The 24629-nt window shown below is 62.0% G+C and carries 15 protein-coding genes; 9 read left to right on the forward strand and 6 right to left on the reverse strand.

Annotated features, from left to right (window positions below; genetic code table 11):
• Positions 1–22: 22 nt before the first annotated feature.
• The 3 genes from HS122_02965 to HS122_02975 are packed head-to-tail and all read right to left on the reverse strand — an operon-like array spanning position 23 to position 4449.
• Complete coding sequence (locus HS122_02965) at positions 23–1393, reverse strand: M28 family peptidase (GenBank protein ID MBE7537359.1); 1371 nt, start codon at positions 1391–1393, stop codon at positions 23–25.
• A 3-nt stretch (positions 1394–1396) separates the two neighbouring features.
• Positions 1397–3346, reverse strand: a complete 1950-nt coding sequence (locus HS122_02970) for a hypothetical protein (protein MBE7537360.1) — start codon at positions 3344–3346, stop codon at positions 1397–1399.
• Positions 3343–4449 carry a hypothetical protein gene (locus HS122_02975; GenBank protein MBE7537361.1) on the reverse strand — a complete coding sequence of 369 codons (1107 nt, stop codon included), beginning with the start codon at positions 4447–4449 and terminating at the stop codon, positions 3343–3345. The genes HS122_02970 and HS122_02975 overlap by 4 nt, the downstream gene beginning before the upstream one ends.
• On the opposite strand from HS122_02975, the gene HS122_02980 reads away from it, so the two are divergent.
• Complete coding sequence (locus tag HS122_02980) at positions 4448–4981, forward strand: RidA family protein (GenBank protein MBE7537362.1); 534 nt, start codon at positions 4448–4450, stop codon at positions 4979–4981. The two genes, HS122_02975 and HS122_02980, sit on opposite strands and share 2 nt — an antisense overlap.
• A 71-nt stretch (positions 4982–5052) precedes the next feature.
• On the opposite strand, the gene HS122_02985 is transcribed toward HS122_02980, so the two are convergent.
• From HS122_02985 to HS122_02995, 3 genes are read right to left on the reverse strand one after another with little or no spacing between them, the layout of a single operon-like run.
• On the reverse strand, positions 5053–6345 hold the full coding sequence (locus HS122_02985; GenBank protein MBE7537363.1) for an aminotransferase class V-fold PLP-dependent enzyme: 1293 nt from the start codon (positions 6343–6345) through the stop codon (positions 5053–5055).
• Positions 6342–7202 (reverse strand): PmoA family protein, encoded by an 861-nt coding sequence (locus tag HS122_02990; protein ID MBE7537364.1) that lies wholly within the window; start codon positions 7200–7202, stop codon positions 6342–6344. Before HS122_02990 ends, HS122_02985 begins: the two co-directional genes overlap by 4 nt.
• Positions 7199–9640: a hypothetical protein gene (locus HS122_02995; GenBank protein ID MBE7537365.1), complete on the reverse strand. Its 2442-nt coding sequence runs from the start codon at positions 9638–9640 to the stop codon at positions 7199–7201. Before HS122_02995 ends, HS122_02990 begins: the two co-directional genes overlap by 4 nt.
• Before the next feature lie 118 nt (positions 9641–9758).
• Here HS122_02995 and HS122_03000 point away from each other — a divergent pair, with 118 nt between their 5' ends.
• The 8 genes from HS122_03000 to HS122_03035 all read left to right on the forward strand — a co-directional run bounded on the left by HS122_03000 (position 9759) and on the right by HS122_03035 (position 24574).
• A complete protein-coding gene (locus tag HS122_03000) occupies positions 9759–10631 on the forward strand; it encodes a xylose isomerase (protein ID MBE7537366.1) in 873 nt (290 codons plus the stop codon).
• A gap of 82 nt (positions 10632–10713) precedes the next feature.
• Positions 10714–11766: a LacI family DNA-binding transcriptional regulator gene (locus tag HS122_03005; protein MBE7537367.1), complete on the forward strand. Its 1053-nt coding sequence runs from the start codon at positions 10714–10716 to the stop codon at positions 11764–11766.
• Positions 11767–11855: 89 nt separating this feature from the next.
• On the forward strand, positions 11856–14843 hold the full coding sequence (locus tag HS122_03010) for a TonB-dependent receptor (protein MBE7537368.1): 2988 nt from the start codon (positions 11856–11858) through the stop codon (positions 14841–14843).
• A gap of 305 nt (positions 14844–15148) precedes the next feature.
• Positions 15149–18031: a S9 family peptidase gene (locus HS122_03015; GenBank protein ID MBE7537369.1), complete on the forward strand. Its 2883-nt coding sequence runs from the start codon at positions 15149–15151 to the stop codon at positions 18029–18031.
• 14 nt (positions 18032–18045) lie between these two features.
• Positions 18046–18564: a hypothetical protein gene (locus HS122_03020; protein ID MBE7537370.1), complete on the forward strand. Its 519-nt coding sequence runs from the start codon at positions 18046–18048 to the stop codon at positions 18562–18564.
• A 3-nt stretch (positions 18565–18567) separates the two neighbouring features.
• On the forward strand, positions 18568–20199 hold the full coding sequence (locus HS122_03025) for a hypothetical protein (GenBank protein ID MBE7537371.1): 1632 nt from the start codon (positions 18568–18570) through the stop codon (positions 20197–20199).
• 21 nt (positions 20200–20220) lie between these two features.
• Positions 20221–22308, forward strand: a complete 2088-nt coding sequence (locus HS122_03030; GenBank protein MBE7537372.1) for a heparinase II/III family protein — start codon at positions 20221–20223, stop codon at positions 22306–22308.
• A 67-nt stretch (positions 22309–22375) separates the two neighbouring features.
• The gene (locus HS122_03035) at positions 22376–24574 is read left to right on the forward strand and encodes a hypothetical protein (protein ID MBE7537373.1); all 2199 of its coding nucleotides are present in this window, start codon (positions 22376–22378) and stop codon (positions 24572–24574) included.
• The last annotated feature ends 55 nt before the right edge of the window (positions 24575–24629 follow it).

The raw sequence follows: 24629 nt of genomic DNA on the forward strand, positions 1-24629 counted from the left end.
ATCTATGGCAGCGGAACGCCGATTACGGAAAATTCCAGGTGCCGCTGCCTTTCATGCGCCGCTCGAGACCAAACCGGGTGAACAGGGCCTCGGTGTCCTCTGACGCGCGGCGAAAGGGCTTGAGCTCGGTGTCATTCACGAGCGCAAGAACAGCGTCGGTTATGATCTCGGTCGACTCCACAACGACTTTCTCCGGCAGCTTGTCGATCGTGTCGGCAAAATCATGATAGTAACGGACAGATTCCCGGTCGATTGGAGCGTTGAACGTCACCGCCCTCACACCCGCCAGTTGGTATGGCGTATGGTCGCTCCCGAGCCAGTTCACATTTTCCACGCCTTTTGGAAGCTTCCTTGCACGGTTGTTCTGAAAGCGTTCGAGCGCCGGCACCAGACTGTCGTCGCCCAGTGCGTTGATCCCGATCGGAACACCCACCATGTCGAGATTCACCATCGCAATGACCGGATCGTCACCGAGCTGTTTCGCCGCGTGACGCGATCCCCAGAGTGCCATCTCCTCGCCATTGAACCACACGAGCTCCACGGTGCGCGCCAGCGGCAGACCCTTCAGGGCATGGGCAAGCGCATACACCTGCGCGATTCCCAATCCATTGTCGATCGCCCCTTGTCCGAGGTCCCAGCTGTCGAAATGGGCGCCGACAATGACCTTGTCCGCGGTTCTGCCTTCCAGTCTCACCACGAGATTGGCGGTCTTCACATTCACGCACCGGGATGTCGCTTCCACCCTGACCCTGACCGGCTGTTTGCGCGCGAGCAGGCGTCCGATCCAGAGCCCCTCCTCCTGCGTGATGGTAAACACGGGAAGCGGCAGAGCCTCTCCCACCGCGGAGCCGGTGCGCGTCAGCAGCTGCCCGCCATTTTCTCGGTTGATGAACAGTATCGCACGAAGCCCGCGCTGGCTGGCGATTGAAACAATCTCCCGCGCCTGGAGCGGCGTTCCTGCTGACAGCAGTCCCACCTTGCCCGATGACCCGGCTGGATATTCGTACGCGGCACCATTGCCAATATCGACAACATCCGCGTCAAACGGTGAAGTCGGATTTGTGTAGGAGAGCGCCGCCACCCGGAGCGATCGTTTGAAGGGATTGAGCAGCGTCACAGAATCACTGCGGCGCTCCCAGCCCGGCATTGAAAACCACTGGTACTCAGGTTTGAGCCCAAGCGCCGCCAACTCCTCCGCAAGACGCTCCAATGCCCGCATGTTCTGGCGGGAGCCAACCAGGCGTCCTCCGTAGTCATCGCACAATTTCACGAGCATCGCAAGGCCCGCACGCGCGGATGCATCCCATCGCGACTCGCCGGCCGGCGCGGAACCTCCGTGAAGAGACAGCGCCGTCAGCAGCAGTGTGAATTGAAGCAGTGTTCGTCTTGACATGCGCTAGTGGCTGGATGCGTCGGACCTGCCGGGAATCACCCTGTCAACGATCGACAGCGTGTTGAAATCAAGGATGCGTTCGAGTTCTCCGTGCGTGATGGCCAGCCGTCGCGATCCCTTTTCCGCATTGAGATAAGGGCCCTCGAACAGCTTCCACTTGGAGTAATCAACGCGCCTCCCGTCCACCGAGGGATCCTGCCCGTACGTGAAGCGGAGCACATGGCCGCGAAGCGACTTGAATGTCACGCTCGGCGTGGGCTCGAGTTTGAACGACAGCGGAAGCGCGCGGATCGCCGCCTCAAAATCGGCGAAGCTCTTGAACTCATCCGCACTCGCGGCCTGCACAATCGTGCCGTTCTTCAAATGCGAACTGACCAGGCGGCGGTCCCCCTTGTCCTTGTCCTTCGCCCAGGACCAGGTGGTTCCCCACTCATAGGGTGCCAGCGGGCGGTAGGCGAGGTAAGTGTTGCCTCCCTGGGCAAAGATCCATCCCGAGGAGTCCTCCGTCACGTTCTTCAGATCCTTGGAGAAGAACCCGTTGATGTGCCCGAAACGCGTGCCCGGCGGAATGTCATAGAGCGCAATCACCGTGTCCAGATCCTGGAACACCCGCTCAAAACGGGAGCTGCCCAGGAGCTTGTCCGGCGAATCGTACGAAGGCTTGTTCTCCCGCGTCACGCCACGCGTCATCCAGTCCGGCATCTCCGCAAAGTACATCTGCATGTCCTGCGAGGATGAAATGGGATGCATGGAGAACATCGTGTTGTTCACCCCGCGCGGATCCGGCACCGCCCAGGTGACATCCCACACATGCGCCTGAATCGGATCGGTGATGCCACCCTGATACGAACCCACGGCATAGTCCCGGCGCATGTAGTTCGTCTTGTACACGGGGGCATAGTCGACATCGCTGAAGCGCCAGCGGCGGCGGCTGCGCTTCAGGTCGCGCTGAATGTAGTCGCGATCGCGATCCACGGCAATGCGATAGATCACCTCTGGCAGGGTGTAGCTCTTCGCCACCGCCGCAAAATAGACTCCCCAGCCTCCATAGTTTGCGGGAGGCGGCGTGTTGCCGAACATCAGCCAGCTGAAAAACGATGCCAGCGCGTTCCAGCGCTCCGTCACAGAGACATCATCCGTGCGCGCATTGGCCCCCCGCAGCACGCCATTGAGCGTGCTGGCCGCATGGTCGGCCATGATCCAGTCGATCATCATGTGACCGCGGATCCTCATTTCAGGATCCTTCGCCCACGCGGTGAGAAAGAGCATCGGAATCATGTACTCCCCGATGTAGTGCGTCGGATTGAACTCACCCTGACCCAGCGTCGTCGCGAGATTCATCCAGTGAATCAGGTAGGCCTTCGACTCAGCGAAATTTTCCTCCGATGACTTGCCCGAATACCAGGTCGATCCTGCTTCGTTGGGATAGAGCTCCGACATCAGGTACAGCGAAGTGTAGTACATCGCCCAGTGATTCTCGGTGTCGCCCCGCATCTGAAGCTGCCTGCTCCAGGCCGTGCGAATCGACGCCCGGGCTTCTGTCGAAAGCTTGTCATTCCCAAGGCAGGCCACGGCCACGGCGGGAAACATCCAGAACGGACCGGTCCCGGGGTCCTTCATCAGCTCAATGACACGCGCCGAGCAGAGATCGAGATCCTCGTTCCTCACGAGTTTCACGCAAATGGCCGCCATGTCCATGGTGGCGGGGTTCTTGCGATCCACCAGGCCCGCGCGCCAGTTCAGGACTTCATCGACGCGTTTTACGTAGGCCTCCCGGCGGTAGTCCTCGCGCGCAACAACCGCCCTCGACGGCACGGGGCCGGCGTAGGAAGGCTGCGCGAGCGCGTTCGAGGAAGAAAATGCCGCGAGCGCGGCAAGCACGGCCGATCCCGCGCATGAACTGAGAATGGAGGCACGCACGGACATCACTTTCGGTGAAACAGAAGTCTTCATTTTTTTGCTCCCTTCGCGACATACTCAAAGTTGTAAACGGTGCCGCCATCGATGCCGTCGAACCTCCAGGTCCGGCCAAAATCATCCGACGCATAGAGTCCGCGCCGCCAGATGTTGAAGTACAGCCTGCCGTTGTCCGGATCGACACTGACACGGAACGCACCGTCCACAGAATCCAGACCCTGGTTGCGCACCGTCCAGGATTTTCCCGCATCCTCGGTTGTGAGGATGCCATACTTCCATCCGCACACCGCCCAGCGCGCGGCATTCGTCGGATCGAAGGCCACGCTGTACCAGGCATTCTCGTTCGAGAGGCCGTTGATTCGACTCCAGCTTCGCCCGCCGTCCCTGGAAATGAGCACGCCATCGACCTGCGTGGCCGCCAGCCAGAGCTTCGGATCATGGGGCGACTGCTGGATCTCGGTGACTGTTGTTTCCGTGACATGCACCCTGCGCCACTTGCCGGCGCCATTATCCGTCAGATAGATACCCGATTCGCAGCCCGCGAGCACACGTCCCGCCTTCGTGCGATCCACCTTGATCGTCTGCGTGTATTTCCCGCGCGCAGGCAAACCCTTCTCGCGACGCACCCAGGTGGCGCCTCTGTCATTCGAAACCGCGATACCATCCGGCAGCGCGAGATAGACGTCGTCGGGGGAATTCACATCCACGCAGACATCCTTCGGCTCCGTCATGTCCCAGCTCGTGCTGATGCGCCAGGAGTCCCCCCCGTCGGTCGTCTGCACGCAGCCGTTGATCGTGGCGGTGTAGAACACCCTGCGATCCCGCGGATCGAACGAAATCGAGAAGATCTGCGGGTAGTTCACCCCGAAGTGCTCATAGGTTCCCGCATCGGTCCTTCGATAGAGTCCGCTGAAGGTGACCAGTTTCGCACCGACAATGTAGTCGCGGTTGACCGACGCGCAGAGATACATGTCGTGCCCGCCCGGGGCCGCCGACAACGGAGTCTCCAGGCCCGCCAGGCACAGGGCGGCGAGCACCGCCGCGCAGCCGGACCGCCGAATCGACGGAAACCGGCCTTTCTCATTCGGGTGAAGTTTACGGATTGCCGCTCGCAGCACGCGAGGTAGTGGTGAACACATGATCATAAAGACGTTCAGGATTGCGGGTTTGACGGCGGTTCTCGCGGCGCTGGCGCTCAGCGCCTCCGCTCAGACACCGGAGGAAAAGCTGGCCGGAATGAATCTCACGCTGCCGGCGCCGAATCGCTCGATTGCGAACTACGTGCCGGCCGTGCGCACGGGCAATCTGCTTTTCCTCGCAGGTCAGCTCGGACGCGACGCCGCGGGCAAGGTCGTCGTCGGCAAGGTGGGCGCAAGCGTCGACGAAGCCACCGCCGTCGAGGCCGCCCGCGGAGCCGCGCTTGCTTTGATCTCCACGCTGAAAGCCGAGCTCGGCGACCTCAGGCGGGTGAAGCGCATCGTCAGGGTCGGCGGATTCGTGAACTGCGCCGATGACTTCACCCGCCAGTCGGGCGTGATCAACGGATGCTCCGACCTGCTCGTCGCCGTCTTCGGCGATGCCGGACGGCACGCAAGGGTCTCCATTGGCTCCAACTCGCTTCCACTCGGCGCGGTCGTTGAAGTTGAGATGATCGCCGAAGTCTCGAACTGACACCCCTTCAACGCCAGCCGCGCGGCCGGAGCCGCAGACATGGGGGAGAGGCTTCGATTGCATGGTGAATCTCACAGCGTTCGCACAAACGCCCGCACTCCCTCGACCACGCGGTCGCACTCATTCGCATTGTTGAAGACGTGGGTCGATACCCGCACCGCCTGAAGGCCGTCCTCGGTCACCGGCCGGCAGCGGAGCTGATGGTGGTTGAGCAGGTATGAAAATACCGCGGCAGCCGTCGTTCCCTCCACGGCAAACGTGGTGATGGACGCCCGCAGCTCCGGCATCGCCGGAGTGAGCACCTTCACCCGCTGAATCCCCTCCAGGCCGTGGTGAACCCGTCGGGCCAGCGCGGTTCCGTAGTCCAGGATGCGCTGGCGTCCGATTTCATCCTGGAAACGCATCGCCTCGGCGAGGGCCACGATCGACGCCGAGTTTCGAGTGCCGTACTCGTGCCGCCTCACACCTTCGACATAGACGAGTTTCCCCGAGAAACTGAAATCATCGCTCGTATAGGCTCCGACAAAGGTGGGAGCCACCTCCTCGATGCGATCGCGCCGTATGAACAGCAGCCCCGTCTCACGCGGCGCACCAATCCACTTGTGCCCGCTCGTAGCATAGGAGTCACAGCCGATTTCCCGCAGCGAAAAGTTCAGCATTCCGGCCGACTGCGCGCCGTCGACATGGAACCAGCACCCCTTCTCGCGGGCCAGTTTGGCAATCCCCTTAACCGGCATGACAATCCCCGTGGGGGCCGTCACATGACTGATCTGAATGACCCGCGTACGCGGACCGATCAGCGCGGAAATCCTTTCCAGATTTCCCTCCGCAGACAAGGCGTCCGGTTCGAACGTGCGCACGACAATTCCCTGCTGGCGCGCGCGGTTGAGCCAGGGAATCGATCCTCCCGGATGCGCATGGGATTCAAAGATCACCTCGTCTCCGGCCTTCAGTTCCAGCCCGCACGCCACGATTGAGTTTCCCTCCGTCGTGTTGCGCACAAAGCAGACTTCGTCTCCAGTGACACCCAGAAAAGCCGCCGCCACCTTGCGCGCCGGCTCGTGCAGGGTGTGTCCCGTCTCCACCTTCAACTCCAGGTCCGCGGTCACCTGCCTGTATTTCTCATGAATGGGAAGCGATGCCGGGCCGAGTCCGCCGCAGTTCAGATAGGCAAAATCACCGTGGCGCCCATACAAGGCTCGCACTCGTTCCCAATACGCATCCGGTTTCCCGGAATCGAACGGCGCCAGCTTCAGGTTCTTCGTCGACGGAGCGGACCGCGCCGCTTTGACCACGGATGTCGTGGACACGCCCAGTGCCGCAGCCCCGAGTCCTTTCAGGAATTCTTTTCTACCGAGTCTCATAAATCGGAAAACGTCAGCGTGTGATCCACGTTCAGAAGCCCTCCGGAAGGAAGAGGGAGAACCTCATCAAAATGGAGCGGCAGTGCGGCCAAGGGATAACTCCGCCTTACAAAAAGATGCAAGGGCCCATTGCCATTCTCAAATCGGACGGAAACCCGGTTGAGCGTCTCGTCCCGCTGTCCGCGCCACTCCATCCAGCGCAGCGGCATCCCGTGAACAGCGGCCTCGCCTTCGCGCCCGCCCTCCGCGAAAATGCCGATGGAGGCATCGCCATGGTCGTCGAGCAGTTCCCTCGCCCCACGAAACTGCAGGCCGCTGTAGTGCGACCCGGTCAATCCTTCGGGCGCGCGATAATGTCCCAGCGCCAGCTCGCGGCCTGAGACATTTGTCAGCGCCGCCTGCCAACGCAATGACCAGGCCGTGTCATTCACGCGACTGAACCGCAGGGACCGCTCCTCCCGCAAAAGCACCTCGCCGTCGTGCCCGGCCCTCCAAAGAAGCGCATGCGCGATCCGCTCCGGGCTCCGCTCCACCCAGGCCTCATGCACCTGGCTGCCCTGATCGCCGCGATGCACATAGCCGTCCGCCTTGCGATAACTCGGGCCTCCCCAGAAATTGTGACCCGATACGGAGGTCAGCGTGAAGCTCAGAGCGTGATGCCAGGGATGATCGTTCGGACGAAACACCGTGAGGCATTCGCCGCGCAGTGTCCGAACCGGATGCGCAAACGGCCGCGGCGCCTCCGTGGGCGGCGTCTCGGGCACGACGACATATCGAAGCAGCAAACCGCCCCCCCGCTGGTGAAGCTCCACCGATTTCCCATCCGGCGGAACAATCAGCTCGAAGGCATGGCTCATGTCAGGCTCACCTCGAACTTTCGTCGGCCGCCGTCGGACTCAAAACGTGCGCCACCTGGAAGTCGCAGATTCACTGGAATCCCTTCGGGTGACCGAATCTCCAGCGCAAAGTTTCCGCCTTCCATCCTCCAGGAAACCTCGACCATGCCCTTCGGCGTGCAGACGGAACCCGAGGCATGCTTCAGCCCACAGAGGTGCGGAGTCACCTCAATGACCGCAAAGCCCGGCTTGGCCGGCGTCACACCCAGAATCCGGGTCGCGAATTCAATCGCCGGATGGGCGCTCCACGCATGGCAAAGCGACCGCCAGTAGCTGTTTTCCTCCACAAACGTATCGAGCCCGTAGTCGATCATCTCATGCCACGGCCCGAGAAACTCCGGCATGCGATCATACACGCCGCTGATGGCGAATGCCCGAAACACCGCGTGCCAGCAGAAGAATGAACCGGGCGCCAGCTTCGGATCCGTCGGAAACCGCTTCAGCAGGCGCTCCCTCTGCTTCGGTCCAGCGGCGCCACAGACAACAGCCCATGCATTGCCATACTGGCTCACCTCCGGTCCACCGGGCCTGTCAAAATAGAGTCCCTCTTCTTCCGACCAGAATCGTTCGTGCACGACACTGCGCAGCGCCGCCGCCTCGGTCGCACACCCATTGGCCTCTCCCTCCCGACCCACGAGCCGCAGCAGATCCGCGGTCTCATCGAGCGCCACAATGTACTGCGCGGAGATGATGCACGTGGCGCCGGTGTCCGCACCCGGCACTACTCCGCGCGGCCACCAGGGACACCAGTCCGTGATGTTCCAGAACGGCAGTTTCGACGGCAGCCCATCGGCGTCACCATGCCTCTCAAACCACGCGAGCACCGCACGCACCCCGGGCAGCAGCTCGCGCAAGGTCTCGAGATCGCCCGTCAGGTACACGTAGTCCCGAAAGGTCGTTATCCAATGGAGCGACCACGACGGTATCACCTGCAGCAGTCGGGATGGATAGCGGCTGTGGGTCAGCCCTTCGGGCAGCCGCGACCAGTCGAAATGGTAAAGGGACTGCCGCGTGAGCGAGCCATCTCCCGAAGCCAGCAGCCCGACCTTCGAGGTGATCATCGTGTCACCCGCGTACTGCATCTGCTCATAATGCGGGCAGTCCTCAAAGGTCTCGTGCGAACACAGGCGCATGGTCGCAAGCGAGGCCTTCCAGATCTTGTCGAGCCGAGGATCCGAACAGGTGAAGCTCGCCCGGATCCTGTAGGGAAACGCCGTGAAGCGATGGTTCACCCCGCGAATGTGCAGCGGCTCATCGCCCGTGGTCACTGCAACGCTCATGTAGCGAAACGCCCGCCAGTGCCAGGGTTCGTAGGCTTCCTCCGCTGCACCTCCACGAGGTTCCCACACATCCGACCAGCCGCTGATCCGACCGCGACGGTCGAAAGTCCAGCCCGTGGATTCGTCGGCGAAGTGGGAGGCGAGATTGGCCAGCGATTGGGGGCGACCCAGCAGCGTGGCACCCGGCGTTCCCCACGGAAGCCTCAGCGCCTCGGCATACGTCAGCCGAACCACCGCGCCCGCACCGCCACTGGCCACGAGCTGCGGATATGCCGTTGTCAGTTCGCCGGCATCGAGAATGACCTCGACGGTCTGTCGCGGTTGAATCGTGACCCCGCCGCTCCCCCGCCCCAGCATGCCCCACTCCCCCGGCGGATTGCCGCCTCCCGGAAGGAAAGCATCCACGAAGGCCTTGGGCTCATGCTCCTCCAGGGGCGCAATCATGCGCGGCATGAGTCCGTAGGGACTGGTCGGATCGCGGCGATTCTCGATGCGTTCCGCCAGAAAGAGCGTCGTCGCTTCAGGCCAGCCCGTTGCGTCGAAACCGCGGTCGTTCCACCCAACCGGGAGCTCCCGCGAAACCAATCGCTCAAAGTACCCGTGGTATCCCTCAAACCGAGTGTTGTCGTTCTGAAAGCGGTACGCCGTGTCCACCTTGACCCGCCAGCCGGCAAGTCCGGTGTCGATCCGCTCCACCACGCCATCCGCACTCACTCGATCACCCTCCAGCAGAAATCCGCCCGCATAGGTCATGATCGCGCAAGGCGCGCCAAGCGCGGTTGGACGATGCGCGACGCGCGACATGTCAAACACGATCGCCGCGATGACATTGTCCCCGTCGCGCAGACACCCGCTCAAATCCACGCTTTCATAGAAATGGTGGTGAATGTCACCCCGGGCAGGACCGCGCGCCACACGCTCCCCGTTGCAATACAGAATCAACCGGCTGTCCGCGGACACATGCACCGTCAGCTTGTCCCCCGTCCGGGCCTGAAAAGAACGCCGGAAAAGGCGCACTTGATAGTGCGATGGCGAGGACGCCCCCACCGGCGGCACAGCGTGCGTACCCTCGGCGGACCAGATCCAGGATGAACGTTGAATGAACGGAAGGGGAGACATGGCAGGGGATGCGTTGAAACCGGCAGCCAATGACAACCGGTTCGGCAATGGTCCGATGAAAATGGGCTGGCCATCTGTGATTTTTCAACATCTGTTTTCAGATATTTTCAGTCACTCCATGAAAATTGTTTCAGAACCACCCCGTTTGATCGTCTGTGCCACACCCTGGTCCATGGTGGGACAGCCTTCACCGCGTCGGGAATGGAAAATGCCCCGGCAGTTGCTCGAAATGAAGAGGGAGGGATTCGACGGCGTCTGCGCTTTCGTTTCCCCGGAAATGGCCGCCGAGGCAAACCGGCTCGGCCTGCTCATGATGAGCGGCTTCGACTGTGGTGATCTCGCGGTTGCCCGGACCAAACTCGAATCCCAGCGGGCACTCGGAATTCGTTTCATCAACATCCAGTTGCTGGATCATGACACCCCTCCCGCCAAAGCCGCCGCGATGGCAGTCCGGCTGATCGCACTCTCCAAACGCATGGGCCTGTCCGTGCATATCGAGGTCCACCGCGACACCGCGACGGAAACACCCGAAAAATTCTCGGAAATCAACGACCTGTATACAAGGGAAACCGGCGAAATCATGCCGGTAACCTGGGACCACTCCCATTTCGCCGTTTCGAAGCACATTTTGCCGCGGGATTACTCCGCCCGCCTGCTCCTCTGGCCCAAGTCCATCCAGCATTCCCAGATGTTCCACCTGCGACCATTCAACAGCCAGCATTGCCAGGTGCCCGTCACCAACGGCATGGGTCGCCTGACCCCGGAATTTGTGGACTATATCGCGTTCGTAGAGGACCTCTTCGCACTCTGGCTCCAAGGTCCCCGACCGGGAAACACCCTATGGATCTGCCCGGAACTGGGAACCACCGTCGGCTACAATGTCAGCACAAATCCACCCGTCTGGCCGGACGCCGTGCGCTCCAGAAAAGAAATCCTCCTCGCGTGGCAGCGCGCCCGTAAGCGCGTGTCCGGAAAAAAGCAATCTTCCTGAATTTTGCTGAAAATCACTTGACCTCCACGCATTCCGTTTCATTAGGCTTACTGAAATTCTCAGTAGTGGCAACACCCCATCGATGCTGATCACAGAGATAGCCCATAAAGCACAGGTTTCACCCGCCACGGTGTCCCGTGCCATCAACCAGCCCGAGCTCGTCGCCGCCGAGAGCCTCGCGCGGATTCGCGCGGTCATGCAGCAGCACAATTACGTGCCGGCACCGCTCAACCGCCGCCGGGGACCCAAGGCTCGCCTGCCCGAGCAGCGTCGCATCGGCGTCTGGTTTGTCGGTGCCAAGGCCAACAATCCCAGCCTGAACTGGTTCCAGGACCAGTTGCTGCAGGTTCAGTCCACCGATCCCCGGTATCGTGTGGACCTTCGGGTGCTTTTTTCAAACAGCCCGTCCGAACTTCCCAGGGTTCTCGTCGGTGAGCGACTCGACGGCGTGATTATTCAGGGAATGGAGCCATCCCCGGAGTGCATGGCACAGATGGCCACCCTTCCCCATGTATGGTTCATGACCCGGCGCTCGACGTCGTTCATGGGGGACTACGTCGAGCCCAACAACGAGGAAAACGGCCGCATGGCGGCGGACTACCTCCGGCAGCGCGGACACAAGACGGTCGCGGTCATTTCAACCGACCCTGAATACAGCGCCATCGCCCGCCGTGCGAATGCTTTCTCCGCCCGGGCAAAGGAGCTGGGCATGACGCTCCACACCATCCTGGGCGCGCCAAATCCCGGAGTGAGCTACCTCGAATTCACCCCGCTCCACACGGAAAGCGCCGAGCTCGTTCGCCGGCTTCTGGCCTGCACGCCCAAGGCCACCGGCCTCTACCTGCCGGTCGATCATTTCTGCGGCGCGTTTTTCCGCGCACTGCGCGAAGCGGGAAAGAATCCCGAACGCGATTTCGACACGATCCTCGGCAACTACAACCCGATGATCTATCACAATCTCGACCACCACCCGGCGGCGATCGACATCAACCTTCCGCTTCTTGTGAGAAAAGTCATCGATCACCTCCTCTGGAGAATCGAGAACCGGGATGTCGGCGGCCGCATCGGCCTGACCATCTCGCCAAAGCTGATTTCCCGCGGGGACTCGTCCGCCGCTTCATCCAAACAACAATAAACATCGACGCACAGAGAAACGACGCAAAACTTTCCGCTTGGGAGCGTCACACGCGCCCAAAGACAGGAAACTCCAACATAACCAAAATCATGAATCAATACCCGCATACCCGACTTGACCGCGCCAGAACGCTTCTGGCGACCGGTCTGACGGCATTGCTTGTCGCCACCACCGCGTCTGGACAGACACCAAGTCCGGACGCCGTTCGTCGGCTCCAGGAGGAGAACGCCGCCCTGCGCAAGCGTCTCGCCGAAGCCGAAACCCAGCCCGCGGTCCAACAGGCGGGTTCCGGTGTCCGTCCTGCCCGCAGCACGGAATCGGCTCCCTTGGACACCATCGTTCTCTCGCCCTTCGAGGTCTCGAGCGAGCGTGACTTCGGATACCTGAAAACCAATGCCGCCACGGCAACCCGTATCGGCATGAGGATTCAGGACGTCCCGATGAACATCAATGTGATGAGCGAGGATTTCATCAAGGACGCCGGTCTTCTGAAGGTGATGGACATCTTCCGCTACACGGCGTCCGGTGCTCCTGACGGCCGTTTCGCAATGCGCCGCCCGGCGAATAGCGCCACCCCGCAGGGCTCGTTCACCATGCGTGGGTTCACGGTCAACACCCTTCTGCGCAACGGCGTGTTTCGTTACACCTCGTGGAACCTCGACAACGTTGATCGCGTTGAAATCGTCAAGGGTCCCGCGGCCGTCTTCTTCGGCCAAGGCTATCCCGGCGGCGTCATTAACTACGTCACCAAAAAGCCTTCGTTCAACCACATCCCGACCAACATCAGCTACCAAGTCGACAACAACTGGGGCGAAAAGGTCACGGTGGATACCAACGTGAATCTCGGCGAAAAGGCCGCATTCCGCGTTGTGGGTGCCTGGCAGGCCCTTGGTGGCGACCGCAGGGGAGAATTCGATGACAACTTCAATTTCACGCCGAGCCTGACGCTCAACCCGTTCAAGAGCGGCAAGTTGAAAATCAACTTGGAGATGGAGTATCTCAATGAGCGCTTCAACTACAATGACGGCGGCTGGATCTATCCACAGGGATGGTTCGATGCCTACAAGAATCCATCCACGGCGCTCCTGACTGCGGCAGGCAACATCACGGCCGACGCTTATCGGACCCGTATCTTTGCCAACCTCGGCCAATACATGGCCGACTACCGCAATTCAATCGGAGATCCGACCATCCCGCTCTACACATCCAGCGTCATCCAACCCTATGCCACCATCACGAACAAGGCTGGCAACAGGGTGGTGGACAAGCGGTTCAACTTCTCCAATTCCGGTGCATACACCCACAATGAAGTGGAAACCTTCCAAGCCACGGTCGACTTCGCCCCTGTGGACTGGCTCGATATCCGCTACGTTTTTACGCGTGACAACGATCGTTACGACAGCATCGAAGGTGGTAATGCCGCGAACGCTGACGGCGTGACATGGAACGCCGCATCCGGTGGCAACGGTGCCGGCTACTACCTGCGTGCCAACAACCACCAGCTCGACGCCGTCCTGAAGGGCGATTTCTTCGGGACGAAAAACAAGCTCATCCTTGGCGGAGTGCTTTACAGCCCGTTCCAGCAATACATGGCGACCGCCGGTGCGGTCTACTATGCTGTTCCCGGTTACAACTATCCGACCAACAACCCGAACAACCTTCCCAATCCGGGAATCATGGTTCCCAACGCTCAATACCTGACCAACCGCAACGGGCAGATCCTCACCGCCCAGCAGGTCTATTCGCAATGGGATCCGGGCATCCTGGTCAATCCCCCGGTCAGCAAGATCTACAATATCACGCGCAACCTGCTCGATGGTTACAACGATCGGCGCAATGCTTGGTATGCAAACTGGCAGATCACGGCCCTCGACGACAAGCTGACCGGCATCCTCGGCTACCGCAAGGAAACCGCCAAGTACCGCGGTCAGTGGCTCGTGGCCAATGATCCGTGGTTCATCCCACCGCCAAGTGCTCCATTCAATCAAAGCGCTTATCCACCGTCAGTCTGGAATTACAGCCCGGCCTATTCCGCAAGCAACTTCCAGACGACCTCCGGGGATGCCTACATGGTAGGCGCGACATACGCCATCACAAAGCAGATCTCCGTGTATGGCACGGTCTCCTCAACGTTCCGTATCAATACAGGCCGCAAGGGTGACTTCAGCGCCATTGCCAGCACGCCCGATGAAATCATCAACGCCCTGCTCGCGAACAATCCAGGTGGATACACTTGGAAAGGCCATAGGATCACCTCGCTGCAAACCGGCTTGGATGCATTCAACGCCGAAGGTGTGTTGGACAATATTCCAAATGAAAGCGGCAAGAACTACGAGGTTGGTGTCAAGATCTCAACCGATGACAACAGGCTCGTCGGCACCTTCTCCCTATTCAAGGGTGAGCGCAAGAACCAGAAGATCGACGATGGTATTGCTCAGGCCAATACCCAGGAGCCCCTGAACTACTCGCCCTCGCCATTCGCCCTTGGCTCAGTGTTCAACCCCAACGGTGCCGGTGCCCGTGTGTTCCGCTGGCGCACCGTGGGCTTGAAGAACGAAGTCGAAGGTGCCGAGTTTGACATCACTTGGACTCCGATCCGTAACTTCCAGCTCATCGCCAATGGCGCATGGCTCTGGGATGCACACACCGTGTCCAGCCCATCGTATGCAAAACCCGGCTCCACCGCCTACAACGCCTACTCGGTCTTGAACAAGGCTAACTCGGACATCATCTATAACAGTCGCCTCGTCAATGTGCCTGAGTACCGCCTCAACCTCTGGGGCAAATACACGTTCGACGATGGTGCCGTCCGCGGCCTGAGCACTGCACTCGGTGCACGATACGCCTCCAAGGAGGTCGTCTCCCAGTCGGTTGACTGGAATCCCCTCAAGGGCGGCTTCCAAGCTGGCAACTACGTGGTGTTCGACGCGAATATCAGCTACCCGTGGGAACTGTTCGGCTACAAGCTAAGCACCTCGTTGGGTATCAATAACCTGCTCGACAAGACCTACTACGAAGGCACCTACGTCCCCTCGGATCCCCGCACCTGGCTGATCCGGACGACTGTCACCTTCTAAACTGTCCTACATGACTCTTTAGACGCAAGGGCGGAGGCATGGCCTCCGCCCTTTTTTCAATCCGGCTCCGTCCTCTCGCATTCGAGCTCAGCGTACATTCAGTCTCGCCGGGACCCTTTGGCAACCGTCTTGAATGCGTCAGATGGAGGTCATGACATCAATCCGCAGCATGTAGCGGGTGCATCTACCGGGTTGCAGTCTTGGCATGTCTTAAACGCAGCTTTGACCCCGGGCATTCCCGAAAGAAATCCCGAATAATCCCGACTTCTCGCGGTCCAATCACCTACCAACCGCCACCCCCCTCCATGCTTCGGCTGCATAGCTTGTCTCTTTCGCTGCTCCTTCTGCTGCCACTCGCGGATTCCATCGCAAGGAGACCCCTTTCGCCCGCAGATGACGATTCATGGCGTTCACTGGCATCCACCACCCTCACACGTGACGGAGCATGGCTGGCCTACTCCTACATGCCCCAGGTCGGCGACGGCGAAATCGTGCTGCGCCGGCTGGCCGACGGACACGAACAGCGCGTGCCCATCGGTGCGCTTCCTCCAGCTCCCACGACTCCAAATGAGGAAAATCCCGAACGCCCTGCCCCGCGTCGCGAGGCGACGATCACCTTCACGAGCGACGGCCGTTTCGCCGTGGCAACGCGGTTTCCCGACCTGTCCGCCACGCTCGCCGCAAAACGCGCCAAAAAGAAGCCCGACGAACTCCCCCGCGAGGGAATCGTCATAATCAATCTCGAAACGGCTGAAGCGACGCGCATCGACGACGTGAAGAGTTTCCAGGTTCCGGCAAAGGGCGGCTCATGGCTCGCCTACCTGAAGAACGCTCCACCCGATTCCACCCGCACCAAGGACGGGGATTCAGACGACACTTCCGAAACCAAGAAGGACGGCGCAAAGAAGACGGGCACTGACCTCGTTTTGCACGACCTCGTCGCCGGCACCGAACGCACTTTCCCTCACGTGCTCGAATACTCCCTCGCACGCGACGGCCACACATTGATCTATGCCGTCGCTTCAAAGACACCTGGAGAAAACGGCGTCTATTGTGTGACCCCAGGCGACGCCACCGAGCCCATCGCGCTGGCACGCGGACCAAGCCGCTACGAAAAACTCACCTGGGATCGCAAACAGACCCGCCTTGCTTTTCTCACCAACCGCGCGGAAGCCGACAAGGAGCACCCGCGCTTCACCGCATGGCTCTGGCAGCGCGGAGCGAATGCCGCTGCAGCAGTGGCGGGCCCATCAACTCCCGGTCTGCCCGCAGGCTGGATAGTCAGCGAGAACGCCAGCCCTTCCTTCGCATTCAACGGCTCCAAACTTCTGATCTCCACGGTGCCGGCTCTTCCGGAGCCCGACAAACGCCTCTCTGAATTGCTCGACGAGGAAAAAGTCACGGCCGATCTCTGGCGTTGGAACGACGACTATATTCAGCCGCTGCAAAAGGCCCGCGCCGCGCGCGAACGCAAGCGGGCCTACGTCGGCGCCTGGGACCTTGCCGAAAGTCGCTTCACCCAACTCGCCGACGAAACCCTCGCAACCGTCACCCTTTGCGACGACGGTTCCCGCGCATTCGGTCACGACGACCGCGCCTACCGCCGTCGCTACGACTACGACGGCACCTGCCAGGATGCCTGGCTGGTGGACACATCAACCGGCCGGCGCAGGCTCATCGCACGGGAACTCGGAGAACGATCCACGCTCTACTGGTCTCCCTCCGGCCGCTGGATCGTTTGGTTCGCCAACCGCCAGTGGTTCGCCTTCGACACTTCCAAGGCAAACGTTGCACCGCTCACCGCAAATCTTCCCGTCGCCTTCCACGACGAACTCGCCGACATGCCAGGTGAGCCGCCGTCCTACGGTTTTGGCGGATGGACGAAGGACGGCGGCTCCGTGCTCCTCTACGATCGTTTCGATCTCTGGCAGGTGTTCCCCGACGGCCGTCCGGCGAGAAACATCACAGCCGGCTACGGCCGCGCCCAGAGGATTCAATTGCGCCTGCAAAACATCGAGCCTGTCGACCCCGATGACGATGAACACGGCGTCGATCCCGCCAAACCCATCATCCTGCGCGGAGAAAGCGAAGTCACCCGAGCAACCGGATTCCTTCGCACAACCTTCACCGCCACCTCCGCGCCTGAACGGCTCCTGTGGGAGGACAAGAACCTCAGCTACGTCGGCCGCGCCGCGGACACCGACACCCTCCTGCTGACCGCCTCGCGCTTCGACGAATTTCCCGACCTGTTGACCACAACCTCTGACTTTGCCTCGCCCGCGAAGGTGTCCAACGGCGGCGCACAACTGGAAACCTTTGCCTGGGGCAGCGCGGAGCTGATGACCTACCGCAACGCTGATGGCATCGAACTCTCAGCCGCGCTCTACAAACCCGCCGACTTCGATCCTTCGAAAAAGTACCCGCTCATCGTCTACATCTATGAGCGCCTGTCGCAGATCGTGCATGTCTTCACACCCCCCGCGCCCAGTCAGCTCGTCAATCCCACGATCTACACCAGCAACGGCTACCTCGTGCTCATGCCGGACATCGCCTACTCCGTCGGTCAACCCGGATCGAGCGCCGTAAAATGCGTGCTTCCCGCTGTCGAAGCCACCCTCGCGCGGGGCTTCCTCGACGAACATGCCATCGGCATCCAGGGCCACTCCTGGGGCGGCTACCAGATCGCCTACCTGGTGACGCAGACGGGGCTCTTCCGCGCCGCTGCCGCAGGCGCGGTCGTCTCCAACATGACAAGCGCGTACTCCGGCATTCGCTGGGCCTCGGGCCGCGCCCGCCAGTTTCAGTATGAGAAAACCCAGAGCCGGATAGGCCGGCCTTTGAACGAGGCTCCCCAGCTTTATCTCGAAAATTCCCCGCTTTTCGGCGCCGACCGCATAACCACGCCGCTGCTCCTGCTGCACAACGACCACGACGACGCCGTTCCCTGGCAGCAGGGCATCGAGTTCTTCCTCGCCCTGCGCCGCCTCGGCAAGGAGGCCTACCTTTTCAACTACAACAATGCCCTCCACGGCCTGCGCCGCCGCGCCGATCAGGTGGACTACGGAAAACGGCTGCGGCAGTTCTTCGATCACTTTCTCAAGGGCGCACCCGCACCGGAATGGATGACCAGGGGCATTCCCTACCTCGATCGGGACGCCGAAAAGCTACGATTCCGCGACGCGCCATGACACCGATTTTCACAATGCCTCGATCACGTCTCCTCCTATTGCTCGGTTTCCTCCTGCCTATCGCCTCCTTCGCCGCCTCGCCGCTCGACGGCCGCTGGCGGCTAGACACCGCGCGCAGCTCCGCGCTCGACGGCTGGAGCCAGTGGGATCTCGTCATCACAAGCGAGGATCCGCGCGTGAACCTGCGGCATGACATGCAATGGCGGACCACGCGGTACTCCGCCACCAATACAATCGACACCACGAAAGACGAAAACATCGCCGGATTCTTTCGGGTAGAACAGCGCCACATGGCGCTCTATCCCGCGAAGGGAGGCAAAACCACGGTGCGCGCCGCATGGATCGACAGCGGCCGCACGCTTCGCCTCGAAGCCGATACGCCGGTCGAAATCTCCCAGGGCGAGGCCATGATGCGCATCTACAGCGAATACCGGCTGCTTGAAGGCGGCCAGTCGCTCGTCCTCATCGAGCTTCACAGCTCGCGCCCCCAGCCGCTCGTGTACCGCTTCACCAAGGTCAACCCGGAGAAATAAGCCATGCGCCGTCTGCTTGTCATCGCCCTTCTCTCAATCTGCACCAGCCTTCCCGCCGCACAGGCCGAGCGCCCCGCGTACGTCATGCACTGGGACCTCGACTGGAAAGTCGCCGGCGGGCTCCCGGAGAAAGTCATGCTGCTCAGCCTGCAGGGGCTCGCCAACCGGCAGTCACCCCAGCTCTACGTCGTCCATCCTCCCGAATACCAATGGGAGATCACCGCGCCGCTTTTCTCCTTCTACGAGCGCAAGCACGGCGTGAAGTTCACCGAGCTCAAGACCGCGGCCGACGCACTCACCCGGTTCGCCAGCGCCGCACGCGGCTACGTCGTCTGGGATCCCGCGGTCCCGGCGACAATGAACGTTGCCTTCACAATCGCCGGGCTCGACGACGCACTCGTTGTCACTCCGGCATTGATCACGGCCGCCGAGAGCCACGGCCTTCAGAAGATCGACGACCTGCGCGGTCGGTATGACGGCCAGAGCGACGCCGAGATCTACGGCGACGCTGCGCGCCGCTACTGGGCGCGCTGCAATCACGACGCCTTCATGCTCATGGGCGGCCACGCCGGCGCCGTGCGCATGCCCGGCATGGCGGACTGGGGCGTGCGGCAGCGCATGTTCTTCAGCGATCTCTCCGCCAATCCCAAACACGCGGAGGAACTCGCCCTGGCGCAAAAGCTCCTCACCCAGCTCAACGACGGCGCGACCGTCTTCGGCTGGCACTCGTACGGAAAGGACACCGAGGAGCAATGGACCACGCTGCTGTCCAGCTACGGCCTGAAGATGGAGGGACTCCACAATCTGCCCAACCTCTCCTTCAACTGCCAGTTCACCTTCACGCCCGGCTTCAAGTTCACCAACAACCACAACGTCGCAAGGAACGCCCGGCTCGTGGCTGAACAAAAGGTCTACCTCTCGTTCGTCCAGTCCGACAGCATCGGCATCGGCGTGTGGACCAAGCCGGGCCGGGGGAAACTCCCCTTCGCCTGGCAGGTCACCATGAACTGGACGAAGTTCTCACCCGCCGCGCTCGAATACTTTCATGAGAGCGCCACGCCGAATGACTACTTCATCGGCGGACTCAGCGGACCCGGCTACATGTATCCCAACCACATTCCCGCGGACAAGTTTCCCGGTCTCATGCGTGAGGCGCGCAGGCTCATGGCCGAGCTCGACGAGCAGGCGCTGGAGATCATGGACAATTCCGCCGCCGATGGAAATGTCGGCAACGCCGATCTTACCAGGGAAACCGTCGACCGCTACTACGCCGCATTTCCCGATGTCATCGGCTTCATCAACGGCTACGGTCCGGCGCGCACGCGCGACCTGCGCGACACGCGGCCGATGATCTCGTACGAGTACTACATCGACCCGCGCCGCCCCAGGTCCGAGGTTGCGGCCGATCTCAACGAGCTCATCGCCCTCAACGCGAAGCGCCCCTACTTCCTTCTCGTTCACGTCCGCGAATCCAACGACGTCAACAGCCTCGTCGAGGTCGTGAAGCAGCTCGACGGTCCCGTCGAGATCGTTCCACTGGATGTCTTTCTCAAGCTCGCCGCGAGCAGCAAGACCTACACCACCCGCTACCAGGACCCCGAGGATCCGAAGCATTTTGAAGGCTATCGCAAGTAATCCTGTTTCCCCCCGAACAACATGAGCTCCTCCCGTCGCACGTTCCTCAGAAACTCCGCGGTCATCACCGCTTCGCTCCCCCTCGCCCGCCTCAATCTGCCCGCCGCTGAATCCGAATCGACCGCTCCGTCATCCACCCGGGGACTGCTGTTCGACGAGTCGGACCTGCCGCGCATCCGCGCCAACACCCGCCACCCGCGCTTCACCAGCCTCTGGGCTGAATTGACGGGTGCGGACCTCGCGGCGGACACCGAATTTCTAAAGAATCAGGTGCGCTTCAACAACCACGTCGCCGACATGATGCGCTGCCGGCTGATTGCCGAGCGGTCCTCCTTCGTGTATGCCGTCAACCAGGATCCAGCGCACCTTGCCGTGGCAAAGCTCGCGATCGGCAAGATCATAGAGTATCCAAAATGGGACTACTTCCTGGAGGGCGGAAAAACCGTCATGGGTCTGCAGCGCGCTCCTGAAGCGACCATTTGCCTCGCCTACGCCCTGGATTTCCTCCGCGGCGCGCTCACCGAAAAGGAGATCGCCGACATCGAGCATGCCATCGCGACAAAGGGCGCGCCGGCCTGCTTCACCACGCTCTACGGCATGAAGTTCCCCGACCGCGTCAAGGGCTGGGGCTTCGATCCGGAGGATGACTATCCTCAGGCCTTTCGCGTCAGCCTCGCACGCTGGCCGCTCATCCTGAACGCCACCAACCTGAAGATCATCCCCGTCGCAGCCCTCGGCATCGCCGCGACCCTGCTGCACGGCCGCCACCCGCAGGCGACACAATGGCTCGACATGGCCCGCTCGAGCGCCAAGGCGTTCTCCACAATGTACGGCTCCGACGGCGCGTACGATGAGGGCGCCAGCTACTGGGGATACACCACGATGCACCTGGCGCTCTTCGCCGAGACACTCTGGCGGCGGCTCGGCATCGACGACCGCAATCTCATCAACTACCCCGGCACCATCCGCTACGCGCTCGCCTTCTCCATGCCGACCAAGGGTGGAGGGTTCAACCCCGCACGCTCTCCAAACAACATCGTCACCCCAACGCTGAAGGTCGATCCCGCTAAGGATATCGTCAATTTCAGCGATGCACTCACCACCAGCGACTTTGCAATCGCCTCCTGGGTCAGCCGCACCCACCACGATCCCCTCGCCCAATACTGCGCGCTGAACATCGGGGCGATGACCTCGCACTTCGGCTTCATCTGGTTCGACGCCAAGGCCCCCTCCCGTCCGCCCGAGCCAGCGCTGCTGAACATCCGGCTTTCCAACGACATTGTGATCTCGCGAACCGGCTGGACCGCCAGCGACTGCGTCGTCGCGCTGCGCAGCGGCGGCCCGGGAAACCACGAGCACGCAGACCGCAACAGCGTCATCTTCATGGCGTACGGCGAACGTCTCTTTCACGATCCCTTCCGCGCCGGCTACTCCTACACCATCCCGCGCTGGAAGCTGCGCCTCACGGCTGCCCACACCGCCGTCCTGCTCAACGGCCAGGGACACCAGTACCACGACGGCCACGAGGGCACCAACGCGTCCTGGGCCTGGGCGCATGTCCAGTCCTTCATGACCGGACCCGACTGGATGACGGTCACGAGCGACGCCACGGAGGCCTATTCCCTCGTCCTGCCCGAGGTGCAGCGCATCGATCGCACCCTCGTCTACCTCAAGCCGGACGTGCTGCTCATGCTGGATCGCGTCACGCTTTCCAAGGCCGAGCCTGTGCAGCTCCGTTATCAGGTTTACAACGACGAGGGCAATGGCTCCGCCACCGCCAGCGGCAGCTCCTTCCGCATAACACGCCCGTTCGCCAGCCTTGACGCCAGTGTTCACTCCCGCGGGTCGATCGCCTGCTCTTCTCTCAGGCTCGACCTGCCGGAGTCCGAGGGCGTGTTTCCCTTCGTCGAGGCGGTCTCGGCACCCGCAACCTCGCACGTCCTCCTCACCGTCGCCGCCGCGCAGCCAACCGGCGACAAGCACCCGTCCGAAAAGCTTCGTGCCGTCGAGGAACGCGGGATCTGGCGGGTGACGGGATCCCATCGCGGTCGCAGGATCGACGTGACCATCGACCCTGCAACCACGCTCCCGGTCATAACCATCGCCTGATCCAGGCGGACCGTATCCGCCAAGGCACTACAATCCAAAACATTCGTACAGGAAATCAACGACCATCATGTCCCGTCCCCCCCTCTCGTCCTCCGTCAAAATGCTCGCCGGCCGTCCGACGCTGCTGATCAACGGCGTCGCGCACGCCCCGCTGATCTACGCGCTGACCGACTGCCCCGGCGGCCGCCGCTCGTGGGAGGAGGTCCCCGGTCGCAATATTGAGCTCTTCGGACAGCAGGGCGTCGACCTCGTGGAGCTTGACCTGTGGATCGACGACATGCTCGCCGGTCCCGGGGCGGCGCTCGACTTCACGATCGCACGGAAACAAGTGGCTGGCGCTCTCGAGCGGAATCCCAAGGCAGCCGTCATGTTCCGGCTTCACCCCAACGCCCCGCGCTGGTGGATCGAGCAGAACCCCGACGAGTGCGTGGGCTACGCTGACGGACCGGTTGAGGAGCCCGCGCCCTGGGGACTGCAACGCCCCATCGCCACGGACGGCGGCAGGCCGGCGCGCGCGAGTTTTGCCTCGCGCAAGTGGCTCGACTGGGCGAACGGACACCTCGCGGACTTCTGCCGTCAGTTTGGCGCGACGCCCGAGGGAGGAGCCGTTTTCGGCATCCACCTCGCCTACGGTCTCTATGGCGAATGGCACCAGTTCGGCTTCCTGCATCACGACCCCGACACCGGCGTCGCCGCCACGCAGTCCTTCCGCGCCTGGCTGCGCAATCGCTACCAGTCGGATGAAAAACTTGCGCTCGCATGGAATCGCCCCGGCCAGCGGATCGATGCCGTCGTTCCGCCGGACTCGCCGTCCCGCGAGCAGGCCGACCTGGGTCCGCTGCGCGATCCACGCACGCGCCGCGACTTGATCGACTACTTTACCTGGCTGCATTCCACAATGGCGGACGCGCTTCTCGATCTCGCCACCACGGTGAAACGCTCGTGGCCGCGTCCGATTGTCACGGCAGCGTTTCAGGGCTACTTCTACGGCCAGTTTGCCCGCAACGCCGCCGGCAGCCACCTCGCCCACGACAAGGTCCTCGCCTCGCCGCACCTGGACTGTCTCTGCTCGCCCGCATCCTACACCACCTCCGTGCGCGCCATGGGCGGTTCCGGTCACGGCCGCGGGATCACGGGCGCGGTGCGTCGCGCGGGAAAACTCTGGCTCGACGAGAACGACCACGGCACCTCGCCTGTCGGCTGTCCCTGGGACCGCAGCCTGCGCTCCACCATCGAGGACGACATCGCCTTCCTCCGCCGCAACTCCATCATGCCGGTGCTGCGCGGTGGCGGCCAGTGGTGGTTCGATTTCGGGATCATTGGAGGCACGCCCGATTTCGTCGGCTACGGCAATGTCGGCTGGTGGGACCACCCCCGTTTCGCGGCGGAAATCAAGCTCATCCGCCAGATAGCGCAGGCGCGCCACGGGCAGCCCTTCCATCGTCCGACCGATGTCCTGGTGATCCATGATCCCTGGTCGTTCTGCCATACCGTGGCCAGACGCTGGTCGCTCGAGGGCTTCAAGTTCGGCGACCAGCCTCCCGTTGGACCAAATCCCTTCACCGGGCGCGGCATGGACGGCCTGCTTGAGGGACTCTATCGCTCGGGCCTCATGTTTGACGAGGCGCTGATAGGCGAGCTGGCCACGATCGATCTCTCCGCCTACAGGCTCGTGATTTTCGGTTCGACCGTCGTGCTCGACGACGAGCAGCGCAAACTCATCCTTGCCCGCGTGGCTGGAAGCGGCCGCCATGTTGTCCTGACCGGCTATGTCGGATGGAGCAACGGGAACGAAATCGGCGCACATCTGGCCACAGCCGTCAGCGGCATTCTCACCTCCGGCCGCGAACTCGCCGAGCCAACCTCGCGTCTCTCACTCGACGGCGCGGCCGAGGACCAGACGCTCGAACCGCCCAAGTTCGTGCCCGCCTACGACGTTCCCGAAAGCCACGTTGCGGGCCGCTGGTCCGACGGAAGCGCAAGCGCGGCCTGGCGCGAGGAAGCCGGGGTCACCTGGTGGTCGTTCGGCATCTGCCCCAATTCGCCGGGTGTCCTGCGTGCACTGGGACGCCGCGCCGGCTGCCATGTGATGAACGATCACGACGACGCTACAATTCACGGCGATGGGCTGCTCATGGTGCACACGGCGGACGGCGGCGCACGCACGCTGCGACTTCCCAACGGCAAGATCCTTCCAATCACCCTGCCTCCGCGCAGCACCACAATCTTCGACGCCCACTCCGGAGCCGTTCTCCTCGGAAACTGACAACACCGCTGCGACCGCGCGCCACCCGGCGCCGTCACCGCGCCTTCCCGGCCCA

The organism is Opitutaceae bacterium (assembly GCA_015075305.1).
Lineage (GTDB): Bacteria > Verrucomicrobiota > Verrucomicrobiia > Opitutales > Opitutaceae > UBA6669.